The 22,323-nt window shown below is 62.9% G+C and carries 15 protein-coding genes and 3 pseudogenes; 11 read left to right on the forward strand and 7 right to left on the reverse strand.

Annotated features, from left to right (window positions below; genetic code table 11):
- Positions 1–9: 9 nt before the first annotated feature.
- Positions 10–708: an FhaA domain-containing protein gene (locus H8R18_RS00900; protein ID WP_191071822.1), complete on the reverse strand. Its 699-nt coding sequence runs from the start codon at positions 706–708 to the stop codon at positions 10–12.
- 327 nt (positions 709–1,035) lie between these two features.
- On the opposite strand from H8R18_RS00900, the gene H8R18_RS00905 reads away from it, so the two are divergent.
- Complete coding sequence (locus H8R18_RS00905) at positions 1,036–2,157, forward strand: hypothetical protein (protein WP_191071823.1); 1,122 nt, start codon at positions 1,036–1,038, stop codon at positions 2,155–2,157.
- 12 nt (positions 2,158–2,169) lie between these two features.
- On the opposite strand, the gene H8R18_RS00910 is transcribed toward H8R18_RS00905, so the two are convergent.
- Positions 2,170–3,189, reverse strand: coding sequence for a CPBP family intramembrane glutamic endopeptidase (locus H8R18_RS00910; RefSeq protein ID WP_191071824.1), 1,020 nt, complete (start codon positions 3,187–3,189; stop codon positions 2,170–2,172).
- Between the two features lie 215 nt (positions 3,190–3,404).
- Between H8R18_RS00910 and H8R18_RS09830 the strand changes: the two genes are divergently transcribed.
- Positions 3,405–4,844: an ADP-ribosylglycohydrolase family protein gene (locus H8R18_RS09830; RefSeq protein WP_191071825.1), complete on the forward strand. Its 1,440-nt coding sequence runs from the start codon at positions 3,405–3,407 to the stop codon at positions 4,842–4,844.
- Between the two features lie 123 nt (positions 4,845–4,967).
- On the opposite strand, the pseudogene mtnN reads toward H8R18_RS09830, so the two are convergent.
- A pseudogene (mtnN, locus tag H8R18_RS09835) lies at positions 4,968–5,507 on the reverse strand (5'-methylthioadenosine/S-adenosylhomocysteine nucleosidase); the annotation flags it as partial.
- An 84-nt stretch (positions 5,508–5,591) separates the two neighbouring features.
- Positions 5,592–6,032, reverse strand: a pseudogene (locus tag H8R18_RS09000) (S-ribosylhomocysteine lyase); the annotation flags it as partial.
- A gap of 547 nt (positions 6,033–6,579) precedes the next feature.
- On the opposite strand from H8R18_RS09000, the gene nrdH reads away from it, so the two are divergent.
- The 3 genes from nrdH to nrdE all read left to right on the forward strand — a co-directional run bounded on the left by nrdH (position 6,580) and on the right by nrdE (position 9,481).
- Positions 6,580–6,825, forward strand: a complete 246-nt coding sequence (gene nrdH / locus H8R18_RS00920; RefSeq protein ID WP_191071827.1) for a glutaredoxin-like protein NrdH — start codon at positions 6,580–6,582, stop codon at positions 6,823–6,825.
- 89 nt (positions 6,826–6,914) lie between these two features.
- Complete coding sequence (gene nrdI / locus H8R18_RS00925; RefSeq protein WP_191072012.1) at positions 6,915–7,340, forward strand: class Ib ribonucleoside-diphosphate reductase assembly flavoprotein NrdI; 426 nt, start codon at positions 6,915–6,917, stop codon at positions 7,338–7,340.
- The gene (nrdE, locus tag H8R18_RS00930; RefSeq protein ID WP_191071828.1) at positions 7,325–9,481 is read left to right on the forward strand and encodes a class 1b ribonucleoside-diphosphate reductase subunit alpha; all 2,157 of its coding nucleotides are present in this window, start codon (positions 7,325–7,327) and stop codon (positions 9,479–9,481) included. The genes nrdI and nrdE overlap by 16 nt, the downstream gene beginning before the upstream one ends.
- A gap of 54 nt (positions 9,482–9,535) precedes the next feature.
- On the opposite strand, the gene H8R18_RS00935 is transcribed toward nrdE, so the two are convergent.
- Positions 9,536–10,441: a DUF3152 domain-containing protein gene (locus H8R18_RS00935; protein ID WP_191071829.1), complete on the reverse strand. Its 906-nt coding sequence runs from the start codon at positions 10,439–10,441 to the stop codon at positions 9,536–9,538.
- 423 nt (positions 10,442–10,864) lie between these two features.
- On the opposite strand from H8R18_RS00935, the pseudogene ppdK reads away from it, so the two are divergent.
- Positions 10,865–13,597, forward strand: a pseudogene (ppdK, locus tag H8R18_RS00940) (pyruvate, phosphate dikinase).
- Positions 13,598–13,669: 72 nt separating this feature from the next.
- Here the strand turns inward: ppdK and H8R18_RS00945 are convergent.
- On the reverse strand, positions 13,670–14,458 hold the full coding sequence (locus tag H8R18_RS00945; protein ID WP_191071831.1) for an alpha/beta hydrolase: 789 nt from the start codon (positions 14,456–14,458) through the stop codon (positions 13,670–13,672).
- Positions 14,459–14,604: 146 nt separating this feature from the next.
- Between H8R18_RS00945 and H8R18_RS00950 the strand changes: the two genes are divergently transcribed.
- From H8R18_RS00950 to H8R18_RS00970, 5 genes are all read left to right on the forward strand, one after another.
- A complete protein-coding gene (locus H8R18_RS00950) occupies positions 14,605–14,922 on the forward strand; it encodes a YtxH domain-containing protein (protein ID WP_191071832.1) in 318 nt (105 codons plus the stop codon).
- 208 nt (positions 14,923–15,130) lie between these two features.
- Positions 15,131–15,979, forward strand: a complete 849-nt coding sequence (locus H8R18_RS00955; protein ID WP_338089201.1) for a VIT1/CCC1 transporter family protein — start codon at positions 15,131–15,133, stop codon at positions 15,977–15,979.
- A 1-nt stretch (position 15,980) separates the two neighbouring features.
- Complete coding sequence (locus H8R18_RS00960; protein WP_227712826.1) at positions 15,981–16,814, forward strand: trimeric intracellular cation channel family protein; 834 nt, start codon at positions 15,981–15,983, stop codon at positions 16,812–16,814.
- A 245-nt stretch (positions 16,815–17,059) separates the two neighbouring features.
- Complete coding sequence (locus tag H8R18_RS00965; RefSeq protein ID WP_191071834.1) at positions 17,060–18,220, forward strand: hypothetical protein; 1,161 nt, start codon at positions 17,060–17,062, stop codon at positions 18,218–18,220.
- Between the two features lie 218 nt (positions 18,221–18,438).
- Positions 18,439–21,348, forward strand: coding sequence for an FAD-binding and (Fe-S)-binding domain-containing protein (locus H8R18_RS00970; protein WP_227712827.1), 2,910 nt, complete (start codon positions 18,439–18,441; stop codon positions 21,346–21,348).
- On the opposite strand, the gene H8R18_RS00975 is transcribed toward H8R18_RS00970, so the two are convergent.
- Positions 21,345–22,271: a hypothetical protein gene (locus H8R18_RS00975; protein ID WP_191071836.1), complete on the reverse strand. Its 927-nt coding sequence runs from the start codon at positions 22,269–22,271 to the stop codon at positions 21,345–21,347. The two genes, H8R18_RS00970 and H8R18_RS00975, sit on opposite strands and share 4 nt — an antisense overlap.
- Positions 22,272–22,323 lie beyond the last annotated feature (52 nt).

Raw genomic sequence — 22,323 nt, forward strand, 5'->3', positions numbered from 1 at the left:
GTGCCTCGCTTACTTGTCCTCTGACGACGTCCAGAACAGGATGTGTGTCCGGCCGATTGTCAGTTCGTTTCCGTCGAGCAACGTGGCGGCGTCGATGCGGTGGCCTTCGATATAGGTGCCGTTGGTCGATCCTAGGTCGGTGGCGATCACCCCGGTGGGGGTGATGCGCAGCTCGAGGTGACGTCGTGACACCCCGGAATCGTGAATGACGATGTCGGCTTCGGAGCCACGCCCGATGACGGTGACCGGTTCGGTGAGTAGCCACTCACGGCCCTCGATGCTGATGATCGGGTGCTGGGGCGAAGCTTGCGCGGTCGTCACGGGTGCCGCCGGGCCGCGCTTGGTCAAGGTGTGGACGTTGATGGTGCCGGTCGTTTGGGCGGCATCGACGCTGAAGCGGATGACGATGGGTCCAACGAACGAAAAGTTCTGCTCTTTCGCATGTCGGGTGACCTCGTATTCGAGCTCCTGACCGAGGATCTGCGAGTTGGAGTTTTGGACAGCATCGAGATCCGCCTGCGCCAGGCATACCTCGTATTCATTGGGAACGACCGTGCGACCGTTGGAGAGCGAGGCCGCGTGGTCCTCCATAGACTCGCGGATCGCCGAGGCGATATCGACAGCTTTCACCCGCGATTTGAACATCTTGGAGAACGGGGCATTGACACCCTGTTCCACCGCCTTCTCAAAGCGGTCAAACACACCCATTGGTGATCTCCTCTTCCTCGCGCGGCCCACCCTAGACCTCGGCCAATACCTTCGTAGTCTAGCGGGGCCCGTGGTAAGGCTCTAGCCGCACGGGATGTCAAGGGGCAAGCTGTGTCCCCAGCGTCCGATAACACCCGTGTTGTCGAGAGCCGATGCCTGGTCTGTGGTGCCGATACACGGGGAGGCGCGAGGCTGATCGGCATGAGAATCTTTCCTGTACTTCTTCAGCGGCGTCGAGCGCGTCGCCTCTTTCGATCTCGTTCGCTGAACCCAACCCCAACGCGTTGCGCGGCGCATGCCGGCTCACGCAAACTCCGGCGAGGCCCAGTGTGGGCAGCGACGGTAATGGCGCTGGGTGTCGTGTTGGCGATTTCCCCGACGGTTCTCTCGCATGCCGACACTCAACGCCACGTCACGTGGGTCCCGCTATCGGCGAATCATCCCGGCGCCAATCTCGTCCGCAGCGCAGACGGGGCACGTCACTCGGTATGCGCGACCGATCGTCAAACCGACGGCACGGAGCGCGGGGGCGCATTCACCTACTCCTCGAGCCAGATCATCAGTCCGGGGCAGCCCTACGTGTCGAATGCGCAGACCTTCATGGTCACCGATGCTCAGCGCGGGTCCGTGGAGGTGATCACCGGTGACGCCGCCGCGCAGGTGGCCTACCTATTAGACGTCGGCTATAACCCGGCGCGATACCCAGATGCGGGTTATCAGCTCGATCCCGAGGCCGCGACAGCTGCTGTCTACGTTCTGGCGCCGCGCGCGAGTGGCGTCACCGATCCCGCGACATTTCGGGCGAAAGGTACCGAGACGTTGACAACGATTGCCCCACACGTGGGACCCTATAGCCTACCTGATCCGCAGATCACCTTTGATACGGCTGAGGCAGCATCACCGAGTACCGGGGTCGTGCGGGTGTCGCCGCCGCGGTCGGCGGCGGGGACCATCATGACCGGCGTCGCGCTCACCGTGAGTCTCGAGGGCGCGCGCACGGTCGAGGGAGATAAGGCCAAAGTCTCGGTGACATCGACGACGGAACCTGTTGATGTCCCCATTCATATCGACAGTGAGCACGTGGTCGCGAGTGTCAGCGCGACAGGCCTGCCGGCAACTACCTACGAGGTCTGGGAATCCCCTGATCATCAAGACCGTCTGGTTACCGGTGAGCCGACGAGCCTCAACGCTCGCGCCTCGGCCGATCGACCGACGAAACCGCAGACCCCGCCGCCGCCCTCAACGCCTCCTACGCCGGCAACGCCACCGGAACCGACGCCGCCCCCGACACCGACACCGCCGCCTCCCGTTCTCACTCCCACGCGTGAGGCAACACCCCAGCTGGCCGAGACAGGTCCGATTGCCCAGCGCGCTATCGGCGCTGGTCTTGCGCTCATCGGCTCCGGGATGCTTCTGACCGCGTGGCGCGCACGTCGACGCAGTGCATAGGAGGACGTGATGTCAGGGTCGTGGCGATATGCCGGACGTGGGAGTCGGGACCGCAGGGGGCGCAGGAAGTCGAACTGTCAGTGGGGTGCCGCGGTAATCGCGTGCAGCGACGCTGATATACGACGTCCCCGGTTCTGGGGCGATCTCGACCGTGCGGATGAGGCGGACGCGACGTGCGAGGACTTCGATAAGCCCGATGTAGACGGCATCGACAATGAGCGACATGGCGAGCGAGACAGCGTCTCCCTCAGTTGTCGTGTCGATTGTGCCAATAACCCATGTCGAGACGGCAAAAGCCACCGCGTTATTGGCAACGTGCAGGGCCACCGCGGCTTCCAACCCGCCGGTCCGCCAGGCGAGCCAGCCGGCCGTAAGGGCGAACGCCGCGATGTCGAGCATCGCCCACCCGCTGTAGAGGTGCGCGAGAACGAAAAACGGCACCGGGGCGACGATGGCAACCGCGGGATGGCGCACCCAGGTCCCGATGCTCTGCATGAGGAATCCTCGGAACACCAGTTCCTCGGCGGCGCACTGAGCCGGAAGCAAGACGATGAACGTCATGAGGGCCAACACCGGCCACCACGACCCCGAGTCCGCAGGAGACCACGTGGCAGGAGATAACGATCCGTCCAACGCCAAATCGCCAGCAAGGTAGGCGAGATAGGTGAGACCGGCAACGCCCAGGCATTGAGCGAACCATCCCCACCGGATTCGACCGGCAACTGACCACAGAAAACCGAGATTGCGTTGTTGCGTGGCCAGATAGCCCAGATACAGGCACGGAATGAGCGGGACGACCGAGGCCAACATGAAGGCGACCAGCCACAGGGGTGCCTGAGTGGATCCCCCCTGGTAGAGAGACATCAATAGGTGGTAGTTCGCGGGACTGATGATGGTGACGGCGGCGACGATGCCGATGACGATTGATACGAAGAGGAAGCTGATGGCGCAAATGGCGGCGACGGCCAGCGGGCGCCACCAGTGCTTGTGAGGGTTAAGCCAGGTGAGGCGGTGGAAAGCATACGATCCCACGCCCCCGGGGTGGTGAGGCGGAAGCAACAGACCCGGTTGCTCTAGATCGGCCAACTGATAGCGGGAAGGCTCGATACGATCTGCTGATTCTCTCCAGGTGTGGGGGAGAGGATTAGGGGTATAGGGCGCATCGGTGTGGTCGCTCATGGCTCTACTGTCGCACGAACCAGGATCGAATCGCCGGGTCGCACAGCACCTCGGCTAGAGTGGTCGGGATGGTCGACGATAACGGGGACGCTCGCGCGCATGGCCACTACCAGCGCCACGCAGATGTTAGCGTGCTCGCATCGACCGCGCCGCTGTCGGTGATTGTCGATCGTGCAGCGGCAACCCTCATTGGGCAGGCATGCGGTGATGCGCTCGGGGTCCCCTACGAATTCCGCTCTCCTCGCCTTGACGGTCGTCCGACGATGCGTGGGGGTGGGGTCGGAGAGTACGAACCCGGGGAATGGTCAGATGAGACCCAACTGGCCATTTGCCTGGCTGAGGTTGCGGCAACCGGCGTTGACCTCACGTTAGAAGAGACGCTGGACGATATCGCGACTCGCTATATTGCGGCCGTACGCGGGGGAGTACGCGAACTGGATGCGCAAACGCGTGTCGTCTTTGACTCGGTGCTCTATGACGACCTACCCGGACGCCCCGCCCAGAAGATGCGTCGCGGCGCCGCGTATTTTCACCGGCGAACACAGCGCTCGGCGGGAAATGGGGCCCTGGCTCGCACACCGATCATCGGTATGACACGGATTCACGATCGTCGGTGGACCGCCGCCGCGGCCCGGACGATTGCCGAGCTCACTCACGTCGACCCCATCGCTGGCGATGCGTGCGTGCTCGCGACCGAGGCCATACGCGCAGCACTCGTCGACCCCAACTGCCGCCCGCGCGAGTGGCGGCGTCGGCTTCATCTTGACGCTGGCCTCGACCTTCTGCCGCCCCAGCGACGCGTGGAGTGGAGAGATTGGTTAAATCAGGCTGCGCAGCGCTACTTCAAGCCGCCCCTGGATAACTCATTCACGGTGACAGCACTGCAAGCGGCGATCGGGGCGATCATTCAGGCCAGTACGTCTGTGATGTGTGACGACCCCACGCAGGCGTTCACACACGCCGTTGAGGAAGCCGTCCGAGTCGGCGGCGACACCGATACCATCGCCTCGATGACAGGCGCGCTCATGGGGGCCGTCGTTGGAACGGAGGCGATTCCTCCGTCGTGGCGCAGCGCCATCCACGGGTGGCCCGGCCTCGACGAGGATGGTCTGTACGACCTTGCAGTTGCCAGTGCGCTCGCGGGGGTGCTCGGTCCCGAGTCGATGAGCGCCCTCATCCACGGCGGCGATGACCTACGAGGGCTTGTGCGCACCATCGAGGGCGGTTTCGCATCGACGTCCACCTCCCCTGACGAGTCAGTGCGTCCGGTGACAGCGTCAGGCGATGGAGAGACCCGCTCTCAATCGGGCGGTGGCGCTGGCGATGAGGAGGCTAACGCCTCCCTCATCATCGACGTCACGGCAGTTCCTCCGGCACCGACGCCGCCCGAGACTGCGGCTGTGCCCGTTTACGTCCCAGAATCCCATCCGCACCAAGGCGAGAAGGATCTTTTCACTCCGCGCCCGGTGTCCCACCGGTCCGATACCCCTCGCCGCAGGCAGCCGTGAGCGCGTAGCGAGCCGCCCGTGCGGCGGACAGATCCAAATGAGTCGAGAACTCGGTGGCGCCGCCATTGCCCGCACACAGGTCGGAGACACAGCGCAGGGCGAGGAACGGAGTTCCCACAGATAGGCAACCTGGGCTAGTGCGGCTGATTCCATGTCGGCACCGAGGGCATCTGGGCAGGCGGCGCATACGCGCGCTGCGGCCTCTGGACCCGTGATGAACGATTGCGATGTCACGAGTGTGCCCACCGTGACCCCGTCGAGATCGCGCGCCGCGGCGACGAGAGAGGGTGCCGCCGCGAATTCCTCGGGCATCCCCGGTACCTGACCTGGTGCGTAACCGAACGCCGTCGCGTCGACGTCGCCGTAGCGGCAGGATGCGGCGGCAATGACATCGCCGACAGCGGCGTCGCCCAGGCCGCCACACGTTCCCGCCGACAGCAGCGCGCCCGGACGGATATGGGCGAGCAGCGCCCCTGCCGCTTGAGCGGCACTGACCGGTCCGATTCCCGTCGTCGCCGCCAGCACAACGTGATCGCCGGCATCAACTCGATAGGCACGCGTTGGTCCAAAGACGCCGACGGGTTCGGGGAGGCTGTCCCCGAACAGGGGTGCCATCTCCTCCTCCATGGCAAACAGAATGACAGCGTCGACGACACCGTCAATGCCTGGGCGCGGACATGACGCATTGACTAGTGAATTGCGTGTCGCTGTGGCATCCGTTGCAGCGGGATACGGCGTGTCGCGGTGAACGCGCGTCCACGCATCACGACCAGCGAGGAAAGCCGCGACGGCGGCACGGGCACCGGCGAGTGAATGGTGTGCACCCCAGCCGCACTGTGTGGCGTTAGCCGCCGGGACCTCTTGCGCGTTGAGGATGTCCTCGCACGTGGCGGCCAGAACCGGCAGGAAATCGTCGGGTTCCAGCCCGAGTGTCAGTGCGTAAAATCCCGTTCGGCATCCCATAGGGGAGAAGTCGATGAGGCGATCGGTGTGGTTGCGCATGAATTCCGCGCTCATGTGCTCAATCGAATGAAGCGCCTGCGTGTCGAGGCGAGCAACATTCGGCTGTGTGAAGCGGACGTCGTATTTGATGAGGACGTCACCGCCGGGCAGTGTCTTGCGATCAGCGATGCGAACGTAGGGGGCTTCGACGAGTCGGTGATCGAGGTTGAACGATTCAGCATTCATACGCGCACGGTCCATGCCTCAAGTGTGCGGGGCCGCAATAGGCGATGCAACCAGTCTGCGACACGCCCGGATCCGTGGTCCCCATCCACAGATGAGGCGAATTATGGGGATAACGTTATCCACAGGTCGCGTCAAAATCGTCGCAGTGTGAGGACGCATGAAACGACGCGAACGCCCGTGCGTTGTCGACTGTGTACGGAAGAGCGCGCCATCGCGGCGATTGGTGGGGAGGGTGGGCGAGACCACTCGGCGACACGGAGAGGTGGGGCCGGCGTATGTAGCGTGTCGACCACTACATGTGGGGGCGTGGACGAGGGTGCATCTCACGGCGTGTCGAGCGGTAATCCCCATGTAATCCCCGGGTCCCTCGTCGATATCCCCAGGTGGCGCCCCGCTGTCCACAACCCCTACATATTGTGTCGCTGGCAATAGGTCTCCACTAGGTATAGTGTCTTTCCCAGCGGCGCCCCGGGCGCCTTCAGGTAGAATGACATACGTGTGGTTCGCTGGGGACAGCGGATGCCTCTAACGCAAAGGAGAAGCCCTCATGAGCATCACCCTGTATTCGAAGCCCCGCTGCGTACAGTGCGATGCGACGAAGCGCGCCTTTGCCAAGCAGGGCATCGTCTTCACCGAGATCGACATGACGGTTGACGCTCAGGCTCTCGACTACGTGAAGAGCCTTGGCTTCACGCAGGCTCCTGTCGTCGTTGCGGATGGGGACTCCTGGTCCGGATTCCGGCCCGACAAGATCAAGGGTGTCGCCACTGAGCTGGCACGCATGACCGCGTAAGCGGCGGGCCCGACTGCTTGGTTAGCGGTCGGGCCGTAGTCTGTAACCGCTTCGAGTATCAGAGTAGAGAGGACGCCAGGGTGGAGGAGATGCAGCCGGCACCCGATCGTTCGGACCCCTACGTCGTCTATTTTTCGTCGGCAACGAACAATACGGCCCGATTTGTCAGCAAATTGGGTTTCTCGTGCGATCGGATTCCTCTGCGGTCGGGCGATCCTGCTCTCCATGTCTCGCGTCCCTATGTTTTGGTGACCCCGACCTATGGCGGCGGCAAGGTCAAGGGAGCGGTTCCCAAGCAGGTGATCGCCTTCCTTAACGATCCGTCCAACCGCAGCTACTGCCGCGGGGTAATCTCTTCGGGCAACACAAACTTCGGTGAGGCATACGCTCTGGCCGGGCGGATCATCGCTCGCAAACTTAACGTTCCGGATATGTACCGCTACGAGTTGCTGGGCACCCCCAGCGATGTCAACAACTGCCGCGAAGGATTGGTGAAGTTTTGGCAGAATATCTGACTGATACGGGTCTGGAAACCACTACCGATCCATCACGGGATTATCATGCCCTGAACGCGCAGCTAAACCTCTACGACAAGGATGGCAACATCCAGTTCTGGGCCGATCGCGAAGCTGCTCGCCAGTACTTCCTTCAGCACGTCAACCAGAACACCGTGTTCTTCCACGACTTGCGCGAAAAGCTCGATTACCTCGTCGAAAACGGGTACTACGAGTTGCACGTCATCGATCAATATGACTTCAGCTTCGTCAAGTCGCTGTATCAGCGTGCCTACGCCTTCAAGTTCCGCTTCCCGACGTTCCTGGGGGCGTTCAAGTACTACACGTCCTACACGCTGAAGACGTTTGACGGAAAGCGCTATCTCGAGCGCTTCGAGGATCGCGTCTCCATGGTTGCGCTCTACCTGGCTCGAGGCGACGAAGAGCTGGCGTGTCACCTCGTGGACGAGATCATGTCAGGCCGGTTCCAGCCGGCCACTCCGACGTTCCTGAACGCGGGAAAGAAGGCACGTGGGGAACTCGTATCCTGCTTCTTGCTGCGGATCGAAGACAACATGGAATCGATCGCCCGTGGCATCAACTCGGCGCTGCAACTGTCTAAGCGCGGTGGTGGCGTCGCCTTGTCGTTAACGAATCTGCGCGAGTCGGGTGCTCCGATCAAGAAGATCGAGAACCAGTCCTCGGGCGTCATCCCCGTCATGAAGCTGCTGGAAGATTCGTTCTCCTACGCCAATCAGCTGGGAGCTCGCCAGGGGGCGGGGGCTGTCTATCTCAACGCCCATCACCCGGACATTATGGGGTTCCTCGACACCAAGCGCGAGAATGCGGACGAGAAAATCCGCATCAAGTCGCTGTCCCTGGGCGTCGTCATCCCCGATATCACGTTCGAGTTGGCGCGCAACAAGGAGCCGATGTACCTGTTCAGCCCCTATGACGTCGAACGCATCTACGGCAAGCCGTTCTCCGACATCTCGGTCACCGAGCACTACCGCGAGATGGTTGCTGACGGCCGCATTCGCAAGAAGAAGATTGATGCGCGAAAGTTCTTCCAGACGCTCGCGGAAATCCAGTTCGAGTCAGGCTATCCCTATATCGTTTTTGAAGACACGGTGAACCGGGCCAACCCCATCAAGGGGCGCATCTCGATGTCGAATCTGTGCTCCGAGATCCTGCAGGTGTCCGAACCGAGCGAGTTCAATGAGGATCTATCGTTTGCCCGCGTTGGTAAAGACATCTCGTGCAACCTCGGCTCGCTTAATATCGCTAAGACGATGGATTCGCCCGACTTCTCGGCAACTATTGAGACAGCCGTGCGCGGGCTAACGGCGGTTTCCGATCTGTCAAATATCGCCGCGGCTCCGTCTATCGAGCGCGGAAACAGCCTGTCCCACGCGATTGGCTTGGGGCAGATGAACCTCCACGGCTATCTCGCCCGCGAACGAGTGATGTACGGGTCCGAAGAGGCCCTTGACTTCACGAACATGTACTTCCTGGCCGTGGCCTACGAGACGATCAAGGCGTCGAACAAGATCGCTCGTGAGCGGGGCGAATCATTCGGCGGTTTTACCGAGTCTGCCTATTATTCCGGGGAGTTCTTCGCGAAGTATATTGACGGAGACTGGACACCGAAGACCGAGACCTGCCGCGCGCTGTTGGACAAGTCGTCGATCTCGATTCCCACTCCCGATGACTGGCGACAGCTTGCAGCCGATGTGCGCGAGTACGGGATGTATCACCAGAACCTCCAGGCGGTTCCTCCGACGGGGTCGATCAGCTACATCAACAACTCGACGTCGTCGATTCACCCGATTGTGTCGAAGATCGAGATCCGCAAAGAAGGCAAAATCGGCCGCGTCTACTACCCGGCCCCCTACATGACGAACGAAAACCTCGAGTACTACAAGGATGCCTACGAGCTCGGCCCGAAGGCGGTCATCGACACCTATGCCGTTGCTACCCAACATGTCGACCAGGGCTTGAGTCTCACCTTGTTCTACCCGGACACGGTGACTACCCGCGACGTGAACAAGAACTACATCTACGCGTGGCGTAAGGGCATCAAGACGATGTACTACATGCGACTTCGTCAGCAGGCGCTGGAAGGCACCGAAGTCGAAGGCTGTGTGTCCTGCATGTTGTAGCGGATAGGCTTCAGACGCGTTGTCCCCTCCATGTCTGGAGGGGACAACGCGTATTTAGGGGCGATCGTAGTCGGTGATCCAGCCGTTAGGGATGCACCCGGAGTTGTTGCCGCCGTCGGCGGACTGCTGTTTCATGACGGGAGCAGGTCCGCCTGGCGAGGGGCATCCGAGGTGGCCGTGACCGAGAAAATGGCCGACCTCGTGGTTGACCATATAGATGCGGTAGTCCGTCATCGTCTTGTTCAGCTGTTTCCACATGTCGGCGCCTTCAACCCAGCGCATGGCATTCAACGCGACGGTGGTGCCGTTGCGACACGACGAGTGTCCATGCGTGGCCAGCGGCGCGCACAGGGAGTCGACGAGATGGGGGGAGGCTAAGACGATTCGGAAATCCGCCGCTCCGTCCGTGCGGGTGAAGTTGCGTCCCCACCCGCGCGGATCGTTGAGGATTGCGTGAATATTCTGCGCGGTCTGCTCGGGATTGAGGGGAAGCCCCTGCTCGATCTCGAGGCGATACGTGACGACGTCGCCTCCCTCACGCCCGGCCACCGTTCCCGGAACGACTTCCGTGGTCGTGCCCGCGGCTTCGGGGACGCTCGGCGCCGTCGTGTCATCGGGCAGATCGCCCGTGACTTCCAGGGGCGGTTTGGCAACCGGTGTCATGGGCGCAGAAGTCACCTGCGGGGTTGCTGTGGGGGTGGCGGGCGCAGCTGAGGGGGTTGTGGAGCGAGCATGGCCGGCGGACGTTGACCCCGATAGGGCGTGGATGACGATGACGAGGAGGAGCGCCGCAGCAATCGCGCCCGCGATGAGCTGGAATGTGATCTGGCGGCGGGCCTGGCGGGCTCGCGCGCGTTTGCGCGCATTCCACGCCTGATCGGCGGCCCTCGTGCGCCGATGGGTCTCGCGGCGTGGTGGCAGGGGAGTGCACGTGATTGTTTTATGCGCAGATGTCGACAACGCGCCATTGGGGGCGCCCTGTGCGCGGACCGCCGGAGCGTGCGATGAGGTGTGCGGCGCTTCTCGGGTTAGCGAGCTATTCCACCTGTCGGACCCGCGCGCAGCTGCTCGCGACCGATGGGCGCGAGGCGTATCGGGAGTATCCCTGGGTGGACGCACTCGGACAGTCTACGGGCGTTACCGGCACGTGCCAACAAGTGCGGTGTGGATGGCGCGCAACAAGCTGACCGCGTGGAAACTGGGGCTGTCGTCGACGGTGCGGCGCGCGGACTTCAGTCCTTTGTTTCCCGCCAGGACATGCGGAACTCGTAGGACTGTGGACCCAAAGCCGCGGGCGTTTGTTACGCTTGGCGGGTATCGCGGGTGCGCGCAACGGTGCTCGCCCATTGCTGATCGAGACACGGACAACGGAGGCCGGAACACATGGTCAAGTACGTCTACTCCTTCCTGGAGGGCAACAAGGACATGAAAGACCTGCTGGGTGGCAAGGGCGCCAACCTGGCGGAGATGACGAGCTTGGGTCTGCCGGTCCCCCCGGGATTCACGATCACGACGGATGCGTGTAAGGAGTACCTCAAGCGAGGCGAGGTCCCCGAGACCTTGACGACCTAGGTCACCCAGGCGCTGCGTGACGTCGAACGAGAAATCGGACGTCGCCTCGGCGATCCCGACAAGCCGCTGCTGGTCTCTGTGCGATCGGGAGCAAAATTCTCGATGCCCGGCATGATGGAGACCGTCCTGAATATCGGCCTGAACGACGAGTCGGTTCAGGGACTGGCTCGCATGGCTGGCAACGATCGTTTTGCCTGGGACTCGTATCGGCGACTCATTCAGATGTTCGGTAAGACCGTCATGGATGTTGATGGCGATCTGTTTGCCAACGCCCTTGACCAGATGAAGGCTGACCGAGGCACGACGCAGGACACCGATCTGACAGCTGACGATCTCAAAGAACTGACTGAGACCTTTAAGGTCATCTATCGCGACGCCACGGGCGAGGACTTCCCCCAGGATCCGCGCGAGCAGATGGATAAGGCAACCGAGGCCGTCTTCCGGTCGTGGAATACCGAACGTGCTGCCATCTATCGGCGTCGCGAGCGTATCCCCAACAATCTGGGGACCGCCGTCAACATCTGCACGATGGTCTTCGGCAACATGGGCGAAGAATCCGGCACCGGTGTTGCCTTTACCCGCGATCCCTCAACGGGGAAATCGGGGGTGTACGGCGACTTCCTCATGAATGCCCAGGGTGAAGACGTCGTTGCCGGTATTCGCAACACCCTCGCGTTGGCTGATCTCGAGCGCATCAACAAGCCGGTGTACGACGAACTGCTCGGGATCATGCGCACGCTCGAGACGCACTACCAGGACCTGTGCGACATCGAGTACACCATCGAAGAGGGCAAGCTATGGATGCTTCAGACGCGCGTGGGCAAGCGCACGGCCGCCGCGGCGTTCCGGGTTGCCACCCAGCTCGTCGATGAAAAACTCATCACCAGCGACCAGGCGGTGGAGCGCGTTACCGGCGAGCAGCTGACTCAGCTGATGTTCCCGCAGTTCGATACGGATTCCACCAAGACCTTGCTGACCAAGGGCATGGCGGCATCCCCGGGTGCGGCCGTCGGCGGTATCGCGTTTAACAACGAGCAGGCGGAAGCGGCGAAGGCGCAGGGGCGTCCCTGTATTCTCGTGCGCCGCGAAACCAATCCCGACGATCTCGCCGGCATGGTTGTGGCCGAGGGCGTCCTCACGGCTCGCGGTGGCAAGACGTCGCACGCGGCCGTTGTCGCGCGCGGCATGGGTAAGACGTGCGTGTGTGGCGCCGAGGCCCTCGAGATCGACCTCGAGGCGGGGACGCTCACGGTTGGCGGCAAAGTCCTTAAGGAAGGCGACACGATCGCCATAGACGGCAGCACCGGAGAGGTGTTTGACGGCGATGTTCCCGTTTCGGATTCGCCGGTCACGACCTATCTGCTCAAGGGTCTCGAGGCGGGGTTGGCGGCCTGCAACGGCGACGAGGATATGACCGAACTCGTCACGTCGGTTGACCGGATTCTCACCTATTGCGACAAGAGTGCCAAGCTGCGCGTGCGCGCGAATGCGGATAATCCCACCGATGCTCAGCGTGCCGTTGACTTCGGAGCCTCGGGAATCGGGCTGTGCCGTACCGAGCACATGTTCCTCGGGGCGCGTCGCCCCCTCGTGGAGCGTGCCATTTTGTCTGAGGCGGGCTCGCAGGAACGGGTCGAGGCATTGGCGGAGCTGGGGAAGCTGCAGCGTCAAGACTTCAAAGAGATGCTTCAGGTGCTCGATGGCAAGCCGATGACGGTGCGTCTCATTGATCCGCCGCTGCACGAGTTCCTGCCGGATCTGACGAGCCTTGAAGTCAAGGTTGCCTTGCAGCATGAACGCGGTGAGCACAACGCGGACGACGAGAAGATGCTCGCTGCCGTGCGTAAGCTCCACGAAGCAAACCCGATGCTCGGCCTGCGAGGGGTTCGCCTCGGCGTGTGGATGCCCGGTCTCTTCGCGATGCAAATGCACGCACTCGTAGGTGCTGCCGCCGAACTCAAGGCGGCCGGTGGCGACCCGAGGCCCGAGATCATGGTGCCGCTGGTCGGCTCCAATGCTGAGCTTGCGATTATTCGTCGCGAGGCCGAAGAGATCATCGCCGAGGAACTCGAAGCCGCCGGGGTCGAACTCGACGTTCCGGTGGGATGCATGGTCGAGTTGCCGCGCGCCGCGATGATCGCCGAAAGCCTGGCCGAGGAAGCCGACTTCTTCAGCTATGGCACGAACGATCTCACCCAGACGACGTGGGGATTCTCGCGCGACGATTGCGAGGGCGTCTTCTTCCCGCACTACATCGAAGCGGGCATTTTTGGTGTCTCTCCGTTTGAGTCGCTCGACGTCCACGGCGTTGGCCGCATTGTCGAGGAGGGAGTCCGACGCGGTCGTTCGGCCAAGCCGGACATGAAGATGGGGGTGTGCGGCGAGCACGGCGGCGACCCGGATTCCATTCACTTCTTCGCGTCGGTGGGCATCGACTACGTGTCCTGTTCGCCGTTCCGCGTCCCCGTGGCCCGTTTGGAGGTTGGCCGCGTTGAGGCGTTGGCCAAGCTCGGCGAGCTCGCTCAAAACGGCGGTTCCAAGTAGCGTCTAGCAACCATATGGGTGAGGGGCGGCCTTGGGGCCGCCCCTCACCGCTGTCTCGGCGCGTGCCTGCGATCAGCGAGGAGGTACGTGGCGGGTTACCCATGTGTGAGCCTCTCGCCATTCGTCTTCGAGACCCGAGCTAGGTGCCGCGGCGCCGGCCGAAAAACGCGCGCCCGTCAGAACCTTGTGCGCGCATTGGGGTGGCAGCGCCCGTGCCGTGTCGGCGGCGATAGGGGCGAGGCCGCGCTCGACGTCGATGTCGTCGAACATGAGCAGCGCAGGGAACGGCAGATCGGTGAGGAGGGCGACGGGGTCGGCCATGCTCAAATCCTGCAGCGTCTGTTTGGAGATGACGAAGTGCTCGCGCGAATTCTCACACTCAACGTCGTTGGGGATCGCTGTGTGTCCGATCGTCTCTAGCTGGTCGAGCTGAGAGGCAGAGAAGACCTGATCCCATTCAATCGCGCGTGGTTCGATCACCGGCGATGTTGCGACGAGGCAGCGCGTGTGGGTGGGACGTGCCGTCAAGGCTGCGGTCGCCCCCGTGCCGTGGGCGTGGACGATCTGTCGGCGAAAGCCTTCGTCGGCTACCCATCCCGAGGCAGCGCGCAAATCTTCGACGGCATGCTCGAGAGTGACGATGTCGTCTGCGGATTCACCGCATCCGGAAAAATCGAAGGCGAGCGTTGCGTAGCCGCAAGCCCTGTAGCGGGCGCCAAACTTATCGAACCAGCCGACCGCGTGGCGATCGGTGAGGAATCCGTGCGCAAAGACGATAGCGGCGTCGCCGGCATCGACGGGCACAGTCCACGTGCCGGCAAGCGTCACGCCACGCGGAGTCGTGATCCGCACCTCAGTCATATCTCTACCGTAACGAAGGCATGTGGCAATCGCGCGGCCATCTGCGGTGGGTCTGGTTTTTGCCGGCTGCCCGACTCGTGCTGTCGGGCCGAAGGCGAGGGTTTAGACTGGCTACGGTGTCGTTTCACGCGCGAAAGGGGAGTGACGTGGGGAAGAAAATGCTTGCGCTGATCGGAATCGGTGCGGGGTACGTGCTGGCTCGCAAGGAGATGCGCGAAAATCCGGAGGGTCCTGTCGCAACGGTCGTCGACAAGGTCACCGGTCACCCGAGCGTCGTCAAGGCGAAGGAACAAACGAAGGCGAAGGCGTCGCACACCATCCGCAAGCAGGGTGAGGCCGTCACGGACAAGGTTGCCGATATGGTCAAGGATCGACTGTTCGGAGCAACGACGAAGACCGAACCTGATTACGTCGACGTTCACGTCGAGGAAGTCACTCCGCCGCAGAACCCGCCTGCTTGCTAGCGCCGAATGCGCTCGGCACAAGTTCGACGATGGCGGCGCTACCTCGCCGAGGAGCGCCTTGAAGCTGATACGTACCGCACGTTAGCGCGCGAGGCAGTCGGCGAGGAGCGTGACATTCTGTTGCGCCTGTCGCAGGCGGAGGAACGCCACGAGGCTCATTGGCTCGGACTCTTGGGGGGCCGATGCCCTGCCGGCTCCGAAGGCGTCGTTGCCCACGCGGTTGCTGAGCTTTCTCACCCGCCATTTTGGCTCGGTGTTTGTTCTCGCGACGATGCAGCGCAGCGAGGACCGCACGCGGTACGACCGCGACGCCGAGGTTCCCGAGGCAATGGCGGCGGATGAACACATCCATTCCGAGGTCGTTCGTGGTCTGGCTCAGCGTCAGCGTACGGCGATGTCGGGATCGTTCCGTGCTGCGGTGTTCGGGGCTAACGACGGACTGGTGTCCACCTGTGCCTTGATCCTCGGCGTGTTGGGGACAGGGACCTCCAAAGAGACCGTCATCGCGGCGGGTATTGCGGGCCTGCTAGCGGGGGCGCTGTCGATGGGGGCTGGCGAGTACATTTCCGTCACCTCGCAGCGGGAATTACTTGAGGCGTCTGATCCCGCCCCGCAGGCGTCCGAGGTGTTGGACAAGTTGGATATGGATGCCAACGAACTCGCCCTCGTCTATCGCGCCCGCGGTGCTAGTCCTGATGAAGCCGAAGAGAGGGCCGCGAGCGTATTTGCCGAGATCCAGCGCGGTCAGCAGGTCTCCATTGGCGGCGAGCGGACATCCTTTGACGAGGTTGGGACCGGGATGCGTGCCGCCGCATCTTCGTTCGTGTCCTTTGCCGCGGGCGCGGCGGTACCCGTTGTCCCCTTCCTTCTCCCGGTAGGGGTGTTCCCGGCAGCGGTCGTGTCGTGCGTTCTTGTTGGCCTGTGTCTGCTCGTTACGGGTGGAATCGTCGGGTTGCTGTCGGGAACCAATCCGGCACTGCGAGCCGTACGCCAGGTCGCGATCGGGTATGGAGCCGCAGCCGTGACGTTCGGGTTGGGATGGCTGATCGGAGCCTAGGGTGACGCACGAGTTTACCTCTCTGTTCGATGCCGAAACGGCGCAGCACATTTTCCGTTTCGTCGACCTCGTAGGCGCGTTTTGTAACGGCATCATCGGGGGACGCATCGCGCGCGCCATGCGGTTCGATGCCGTCGGCTTCGCTATCTTGGCCATCGTCTCGGCACTCGGTGGAGGGATGATCCGTGACACTTTGCTGAACACGGTGCCGATTGCTCTGACTGACCCGTTTTATCTGGCGACAGCACTAGCAGGTGCGGCCGTCGCGTTCTTGTGGAAACTGGATTCGCGATGGTCGGGACGCGCGATCCTCGTGGCCGATGCCTTGGTGCTGGGGTGTTGGTCGGCGACGGGAGCATCGAAGGCTCTCACATTGGGGTTTGGCTTCATGCCGGCTCTCATGTTGGGAATGGTGACGGCGATTGGCGGGTCGATGATTCGCGATGTGGCCATCGGGTCGATTCCCCGCGTGTTCGGCGGCAACCCGTTGTATGCGACGCCGTCTGCTCTCGCCACGCTCATCCAAATTGGTGCCCAACACGTGGGGCTGCCCTCGGTCGGCATGGGGCTGGCGATTATCGCGGGACTGGTGTTCGTTCTGCTCGCTCACCGTAGGCGCTGGCAGCTCCCGCCCGCCCCGGAGCGAACTGTCACGCTGACTCCGGCTCAACTTAAGCGCCTCATGCGGCTGCGCAATATGCGTATTCGCCGCTCCCCAGGGCACGGTTTTGTCGTGTCGCTCAATGAGTCGGGTGACATGTGGGCGGCGATACCCGGTCAAGATGACCGAGGTGAATGCCGTGAGGCGACCGGCGATTCGGACGAGTCGCGATAGGTCGGTGCACGGCCTGTCTAGCGTGTCCAGGCAGTGCCAGCTTATGTTCATGGGAAGCATTCTCCTGTAAGCTGCTTCCTATGAATGCGAATCATACCCATTACCGATCCCGGTTGGCTGCCATCGGCGCAGTCGCTGCCGCCATTGGTGTTTCGAGTTCGCTTGTGCTGGGCGGGTGCGCAGCGAATCCGAATGCTGGGGGTAAGAAGGCGTCCGCATCGCCGAGTGCCACACAGCAGGAGCATGTGAGTGAGGTTGGCAGCCTCGAGCCCCGGGTATTTCTCAGTTACGACGGCGGCGTCATGGCCGTGGATTCTACCGACGGATCAGTCACGACCCTCAAGCACGACGGATTTCTTCGACTGACCGAAGCCGGCGATGGACGTCACGTCATGGTCGCCGACGACAAGGGCTTCTCCGTGCTTGATTCCGGCCTTGCTGAACGCCCCCACGGCGATCATTCGCATTATTACGAGGGTCCGGCGGCGTTTACTGATGTGGCATTCGCTGCCAAGGAGCCGGGGCACGTCGTCCACAATGCTGGCCAGACGGCACTATACGCCGACGCTAGCGGTGAAGCGATGATCTTCCCCTCGGGCGCGATTCACGACAATGCCGAGCCCAGCGAGCTGCGCCACCTCACGGCGTCGAATCCACACCACGGAGTCGCGGTGCCGCTGGCCGAGGGGCGCGTGCTCATGACCGAGGGCACCGAGAAAGAACGTCACTCGATCGTGCTCTATGACCGTGAGGGCAAAGAGGTCACGCGCACGGACGAGTGCCCGGGTGTTCACGGCGTTGCCGAGGTCGGCGATGGGTCGGTCGTGTCTTTCGGATGCGAAAACGGTCCGGTCGTCTTCCGGGATGGACAGTTCCATAAGGTCGCGTCGACCGAGGCCTATCAGCGAACCGGTAACCAGCGCGGCTCTGAACACGATCGCTACGTCCTCACCGATTACAAGGTCGACAAGGATGCCGACCTCGAGCGGCCGACGCGGGTGGGCATTCTCGATACCGCGGCCGACACAATGCGTACGGTCGACCTCGGCTCGCCCTATTGGTTCCGCTCGCTCGAGCGGGGTCCCAACGGCGAAGGCGTCGTGCTGACGTACAACGGCAAACTCAACATCATCGACATGGCTGAGGGGCGCATCACCAAGACAATTGACGTCGTCGGCGAGTGGAGCGAAGACAAAGAATGGCAAAAGCCCAATGTTGCCGTTCGGGTTCTCGACGATATCGCCTATGTGAGTGATCCCCACTCCAAGAAGCTCCACATGGTGGGCTTGGGGAGCGGCAAGGTCATCAAGACGGTCGATCTGCCGCAGGTTCCCAATGAGATCGCCGTTGTCGACGGTCACATCCCCGCGGGGGTGAGCGTCGCCGAGGCGACAGAGACCGACTAACAGATCCGATGTTGCGCCCTCGCTGATCAACAGCGAGGGCGCAACTCATATGCGTATGTGTGCCATGCGCCGTCAGACGGAAGGTCCGGCGAGTGCGCGCGACGGCATGAGACGATGGCATCATGGGGTACGCACGCAGGGGGGTTGCGACACTTTGGGGCGCGCTAGAGAGGGCGCGCGATAGCCGGGGGGCGACGCGCGATCCAGACGCTGGACCCGTGCGTGAGTTTGCCTCCCGCGCTCGCAAACGCGGGATCGAGGCGTCGGTAACCGCGCTGGATCGCTCGCTCGCGGCCAGCGACGCGGGAAACTACCGCATTCCTCCGGCAGGTCTTGTGTATCCGCGCTCGGCCGAAGACGTGGCCGAGGCCCTGGACCTGGCACGCGAATTGGATATTCCCGTTAACTCTCGTGGTGCCGCGACATCATGTGCCGGCAATGCCATCGGTCCGGGCGTCCTTATCGACTATGCCCGCTACATGAACCAGATCATCGACATCGATCCGGACACTCGCACGGCAACCGTCGAACCCGGCGTGATCCAGGCCGATCTTCAGGCTGCAGCGGCACCCCATCAGTTGCGATTCGGGCCCGATCCGTCGACATCTAATCGGTGCACGATTGGCGGAATGATTGGCAACAATGCCTGCGGACCGCGGGCGACAGCCTACGGTAAGACGGCTGACAACGTCGTCGAGTTGTGGGCGATTGACGGCGTCGGTCGTCGCCTTCACGCGGGCCAGGGGCGCGAAGGCCTCGCGCAGGTTCCCGGCCTTGCTCACCTCGTTGACACAAATCTCGCCCTCATACGTCAGACTTTTGGAACGTTCGATCGACAGGTGTCGGGGTATTCGTTTGAACACCTCACGCCCGAGGGCGGGGCGAATCTCGCGGGATTCCTCGTCGGCAGCGAATCCACGCTCGCGACTGTCACGCGTGCTCGCGTCCGGCTTGTCCCCGTTCCTGCGGCGCCGGTCCTCGTCGTGCTGGGCTACCGCGACATGATCGAGGCAGCCGATGACGTTCCCGCCTTGCTGCGTCATCATCCGATCGCGATTGAGGGACTGGACGCTCAGCTGGTCGATGTCGTGCGTGCGCATCGCGGTCCCGGTGCTGTTCCCGAGCTGCCGGACGGCCAGGGTTGGCTCATGATCGAGGTTGGCGGAGAGGACCTTCCGAGCGTTGACCAGGCCCTTGATGCCGCGCGTCGCCTCGTCGCCGATGCCTCGACAGACGCAGCGCGCATCTATCCTCCCGGATCGCAGGCTGCGGCCCTGTGGCGCATCCGCGCGGACGGCGCGGGGCTTGGGGGACGCACGCCTGTGCGCGCCGATGGGGCGGGCAACGATCAGGCGTGGCCAGGTTGGGAGGACGCGGCTGTTCCGCCTGAACATTTGGGGAAGTACCTGCGTGATTTCCAGGAGGTGCTCGACGCGCACGATATCCACGGCCTCATCTATGGCCACTTCGGTGCGGGCTGTGTTCACGTGCGCCTCGACATGCCCCTAGATTCCGCAGCCGGAGTCGGACGCTCACGGGCATTCCTCGAGGCCGCTGCCGATACCGTCGCCCGCTATGGCGGATCTCTGTCGGGCGAGCACGGCGACGGTCGGGCGCGTTCGGAACTGTTGGCGCGCATGTATTCTCCGGCAGCCGTGAGGTTGATGGCGCAGGCGAAAGCCCTCTTCGATCCCGATAACCTCATGAATCCCGGGGTCATCACCGGGCCCGCCGAAGGCGGTGTGGATCCACTCGATGCCCACCTGCGCAGACCCGATGCCCGTGAGGTCAGCGCTGAGGGCGGGTATCCCTTTGCCGATGATGGTGGGTCGTTCACGAAGGCAGTCCATCGCTGCACCGGAGTGTCGAAGTGTCGAGCAGATGCGCGAGGGGCCGGACAGTTCATGTGCCCCACCTATCTGGCGACGGGGGCCGAGGAGGACTCCACGCGCGGGCGAGCGCGAATTCTTCAAGAGGCCATGAACGGTAGCCTCATCGGCGGGCTCGATGCCCCCGAGGTGAGGGTTCTGCTCGATCGGTGCATGGCCTGTAAAGCCTGTTCAGCCGATTGCCCGACTGGCGTCGATATGGCCGCGTGGCGTAGTGAGCTTCTCTATCGCCGCTATCGCGGCAAGCTCCGGCCCCGGACTCACTATGTCCTAGGATGGCTACCCACGTGGTTGCGGCTGGCGCAACGCATTCCCGGTGCCGCCCGACTCGGCAACCGTGCACTCGCCATTTCGTCTGTGCGGCGCCTGGCCTTTGCCATGGGCGGGCTGAATACCGATCGCGAGATGCCGCCGATGCAGACGATGTCATTCTCACGCTGGGCGGCTGAATCTGGCATCAAGGAGATCCGCGGCTGCGACCCTCGTGAGGTCGACAATCGACACGCCCAGGCGCCCACGCGTGGGCCAGTCGTCGTATGGGCAGATTCCTTTAGCGAAGGCCTCGACGGCTCGGGGGCTCGCGCGATCATCGAACTGTTGCGTGATCTCGGCTTCGACGTTTTCGTCGCCCCCGCCGACGCGTGTTGCGGGCTGACGTGGATTACGACGGGCCAGCTCGATCGTGCGCGTAAACACCTGGGGCGCTTGCTCACACGATTGGGGCCGTGGGCCGTCAACGGGATTCCCATCATCGGGGTCGAACCGTCATGCACGGCCGTGTTGCGCGACGACCTGTTGAGGCTGATCCCCGACGATCCGCGAGCCGCAGCCGTTGCGCAGATGTCTCGCACGCTCGCGGAGTTCCTCACCGAATCCGACTGCATCGCGGAACTTCCGCGGCTCGACGGACTCGATGTCGTTGCCCAACCCCATTGCCACCACTATTCCGTCATGGGCTGGGAAACCGATCGTGACCTGCTCACGCAGCTGGGAGCGAATGTGCACGAGATATCGGGATGTTGCGGATTGGCCGGAAACTATGGCATGGAACCGCAGCATCGCTACATATCGAGCGCGGTGGCGCAGGCCACGATGCTACCTGTGTTGCGCGACCACCCCGAAGCGACCGTGCTTGCCGACGGTTTTTCGTGCCGCACCCAGATCGCTTACATGGGCGAACGCCGCGCGTATCATCTGGCGAGCTTGCTGCGGAAGCACGCCAGAACCGCAGCTATCTAAGAGGCCGTCGTATCCTTGCCGACCCGCGGGATCGTCGCGGTGGGCGAGGTGGCTTGTGCCGCCCGATCGGATTGAGCACGAGCGCGGCGGCGATCGGCACGCCGAGGGAGTCGCCGCGTTGATTGATCGACGGCTGAGACCGATTCGTGGCGCGACGGCGTTTGGGCAGCGAGGCGCTTCTCCGTCACATCGATCGTTTCCGGCGCGGTGCGAAGAGGTGGCTCGGCCGCAGGCGGTGTGGGAGCTGAAACAGCGCCACCACGTTCTGTTGGGATGGCGTCATCCGTCGCATCTGTATCTCGCTCAGGCGTCACCTTGGTCGCCTCAGCGAGGGTCGAAGCGTAGGAACTGACATAGACGTGGTCGGTCGTGGGTGCGTCCGCGTCCTCGGTTGTGGCGGGGGCATCTGATGCGGGTGGCGCCGTCTCGGTGGTCTTCGGCGCGTCCGCATCTTCGTCTGTTGGGGATGCGGGGGTCGGCGTGGGCGGTCGCAGCGAGACTCGTTCTGGTTGTGTCGGTTGTGCCGTCGCGACCGGCGCATCGTCGGTGACGTCTACGGGTACGTAGCCGCGACCCGATCCGAGATACATGGCGATGCCCGCACACCCGCATCCGACCAACGCTCCGCCAAGTGTTGACAGGGCGACCGATCCGCTGATTCCCATGACGAAGGCGACAGCTCCACCGATCGTGAGGACCACCGAAATGATGAGGCCGAGGGTGAAGGGGACACCCAAAAGGTGCTGCTGGGGATTCTGGCGGCGGTGATGAACACCAAGGAGGAAACACACGACAATGAGGCCGCCGCAACACAGGCACCAGCCACCGATGGCCAGTTGCGGCAGCGGCGAGAAAACGGCGAGCAGCGCACCGACGATGGCGATGACCGCTGCTCCCACGAGAGTCTTGTGCAGGCTACCCATAGCAGTAACTATCCCACGCCCGCGCCGCGCGTGCGGGATTGTCGCGGCGTAG

Origin of the sequence: Nanchangia anserum, from assembly GCF_015240065.1 — a bacterium.
Classification (GTDB): Bacteria; Actinomycetota; Actinomycetes; order Actinomycetales; family Actinomycetaceae; genus Nanchangia; species Nanchangia anserum.

What these genes read in the sequence shown, in the direction of transcription:
- H8R18_RS00945 (WP_191071831.1), bottom strand. Translation starts at nt 14,458, where the DNA reads ATGACTGAGGTGCGGATCACGACTCCGCGTGGCGTGACGCTTGCCGGC.
- H8R18_RS00900 (WP_191071822.1), bottom strand. Translation starts at nt 708, where the DNA reads ATGGGTGTGTTTGACCGCTTTGAGAAGGCGGTGGAACAGGGTGTCAAT.
- nrdI (WP_191072012.1), top strand. Translation starts at nt 6,915, where the DNA reads ATGCAGCCGGCACCCGATCGTTCGGACCCCTACGTCGTCTATTTTTCG.
- nrdH (WP_191071827.1), top strand. Translation starts at nt 6,580, where the DNA reads ATGAGCATCACCCTGTATTCGAAGCCCCGCTGCGTACAGTGCGATGCG.
- H8R18_RS00975 (WP_191071836.1), bottom strand. Translation starts at nt 22,271, where the DNA reads ATGGGTAGCCTGCACAAGACTCTCGTGGGAGCAGCGGTCATCGCCATC.
- H8R18_RS09830 (WP_191071825.1), top strand. Translation starts at nt 3,405, where the DNA reads ATGGTCGACGATAACGGGGACGCTCGCGCGCATGGCCACTACCAGCGC.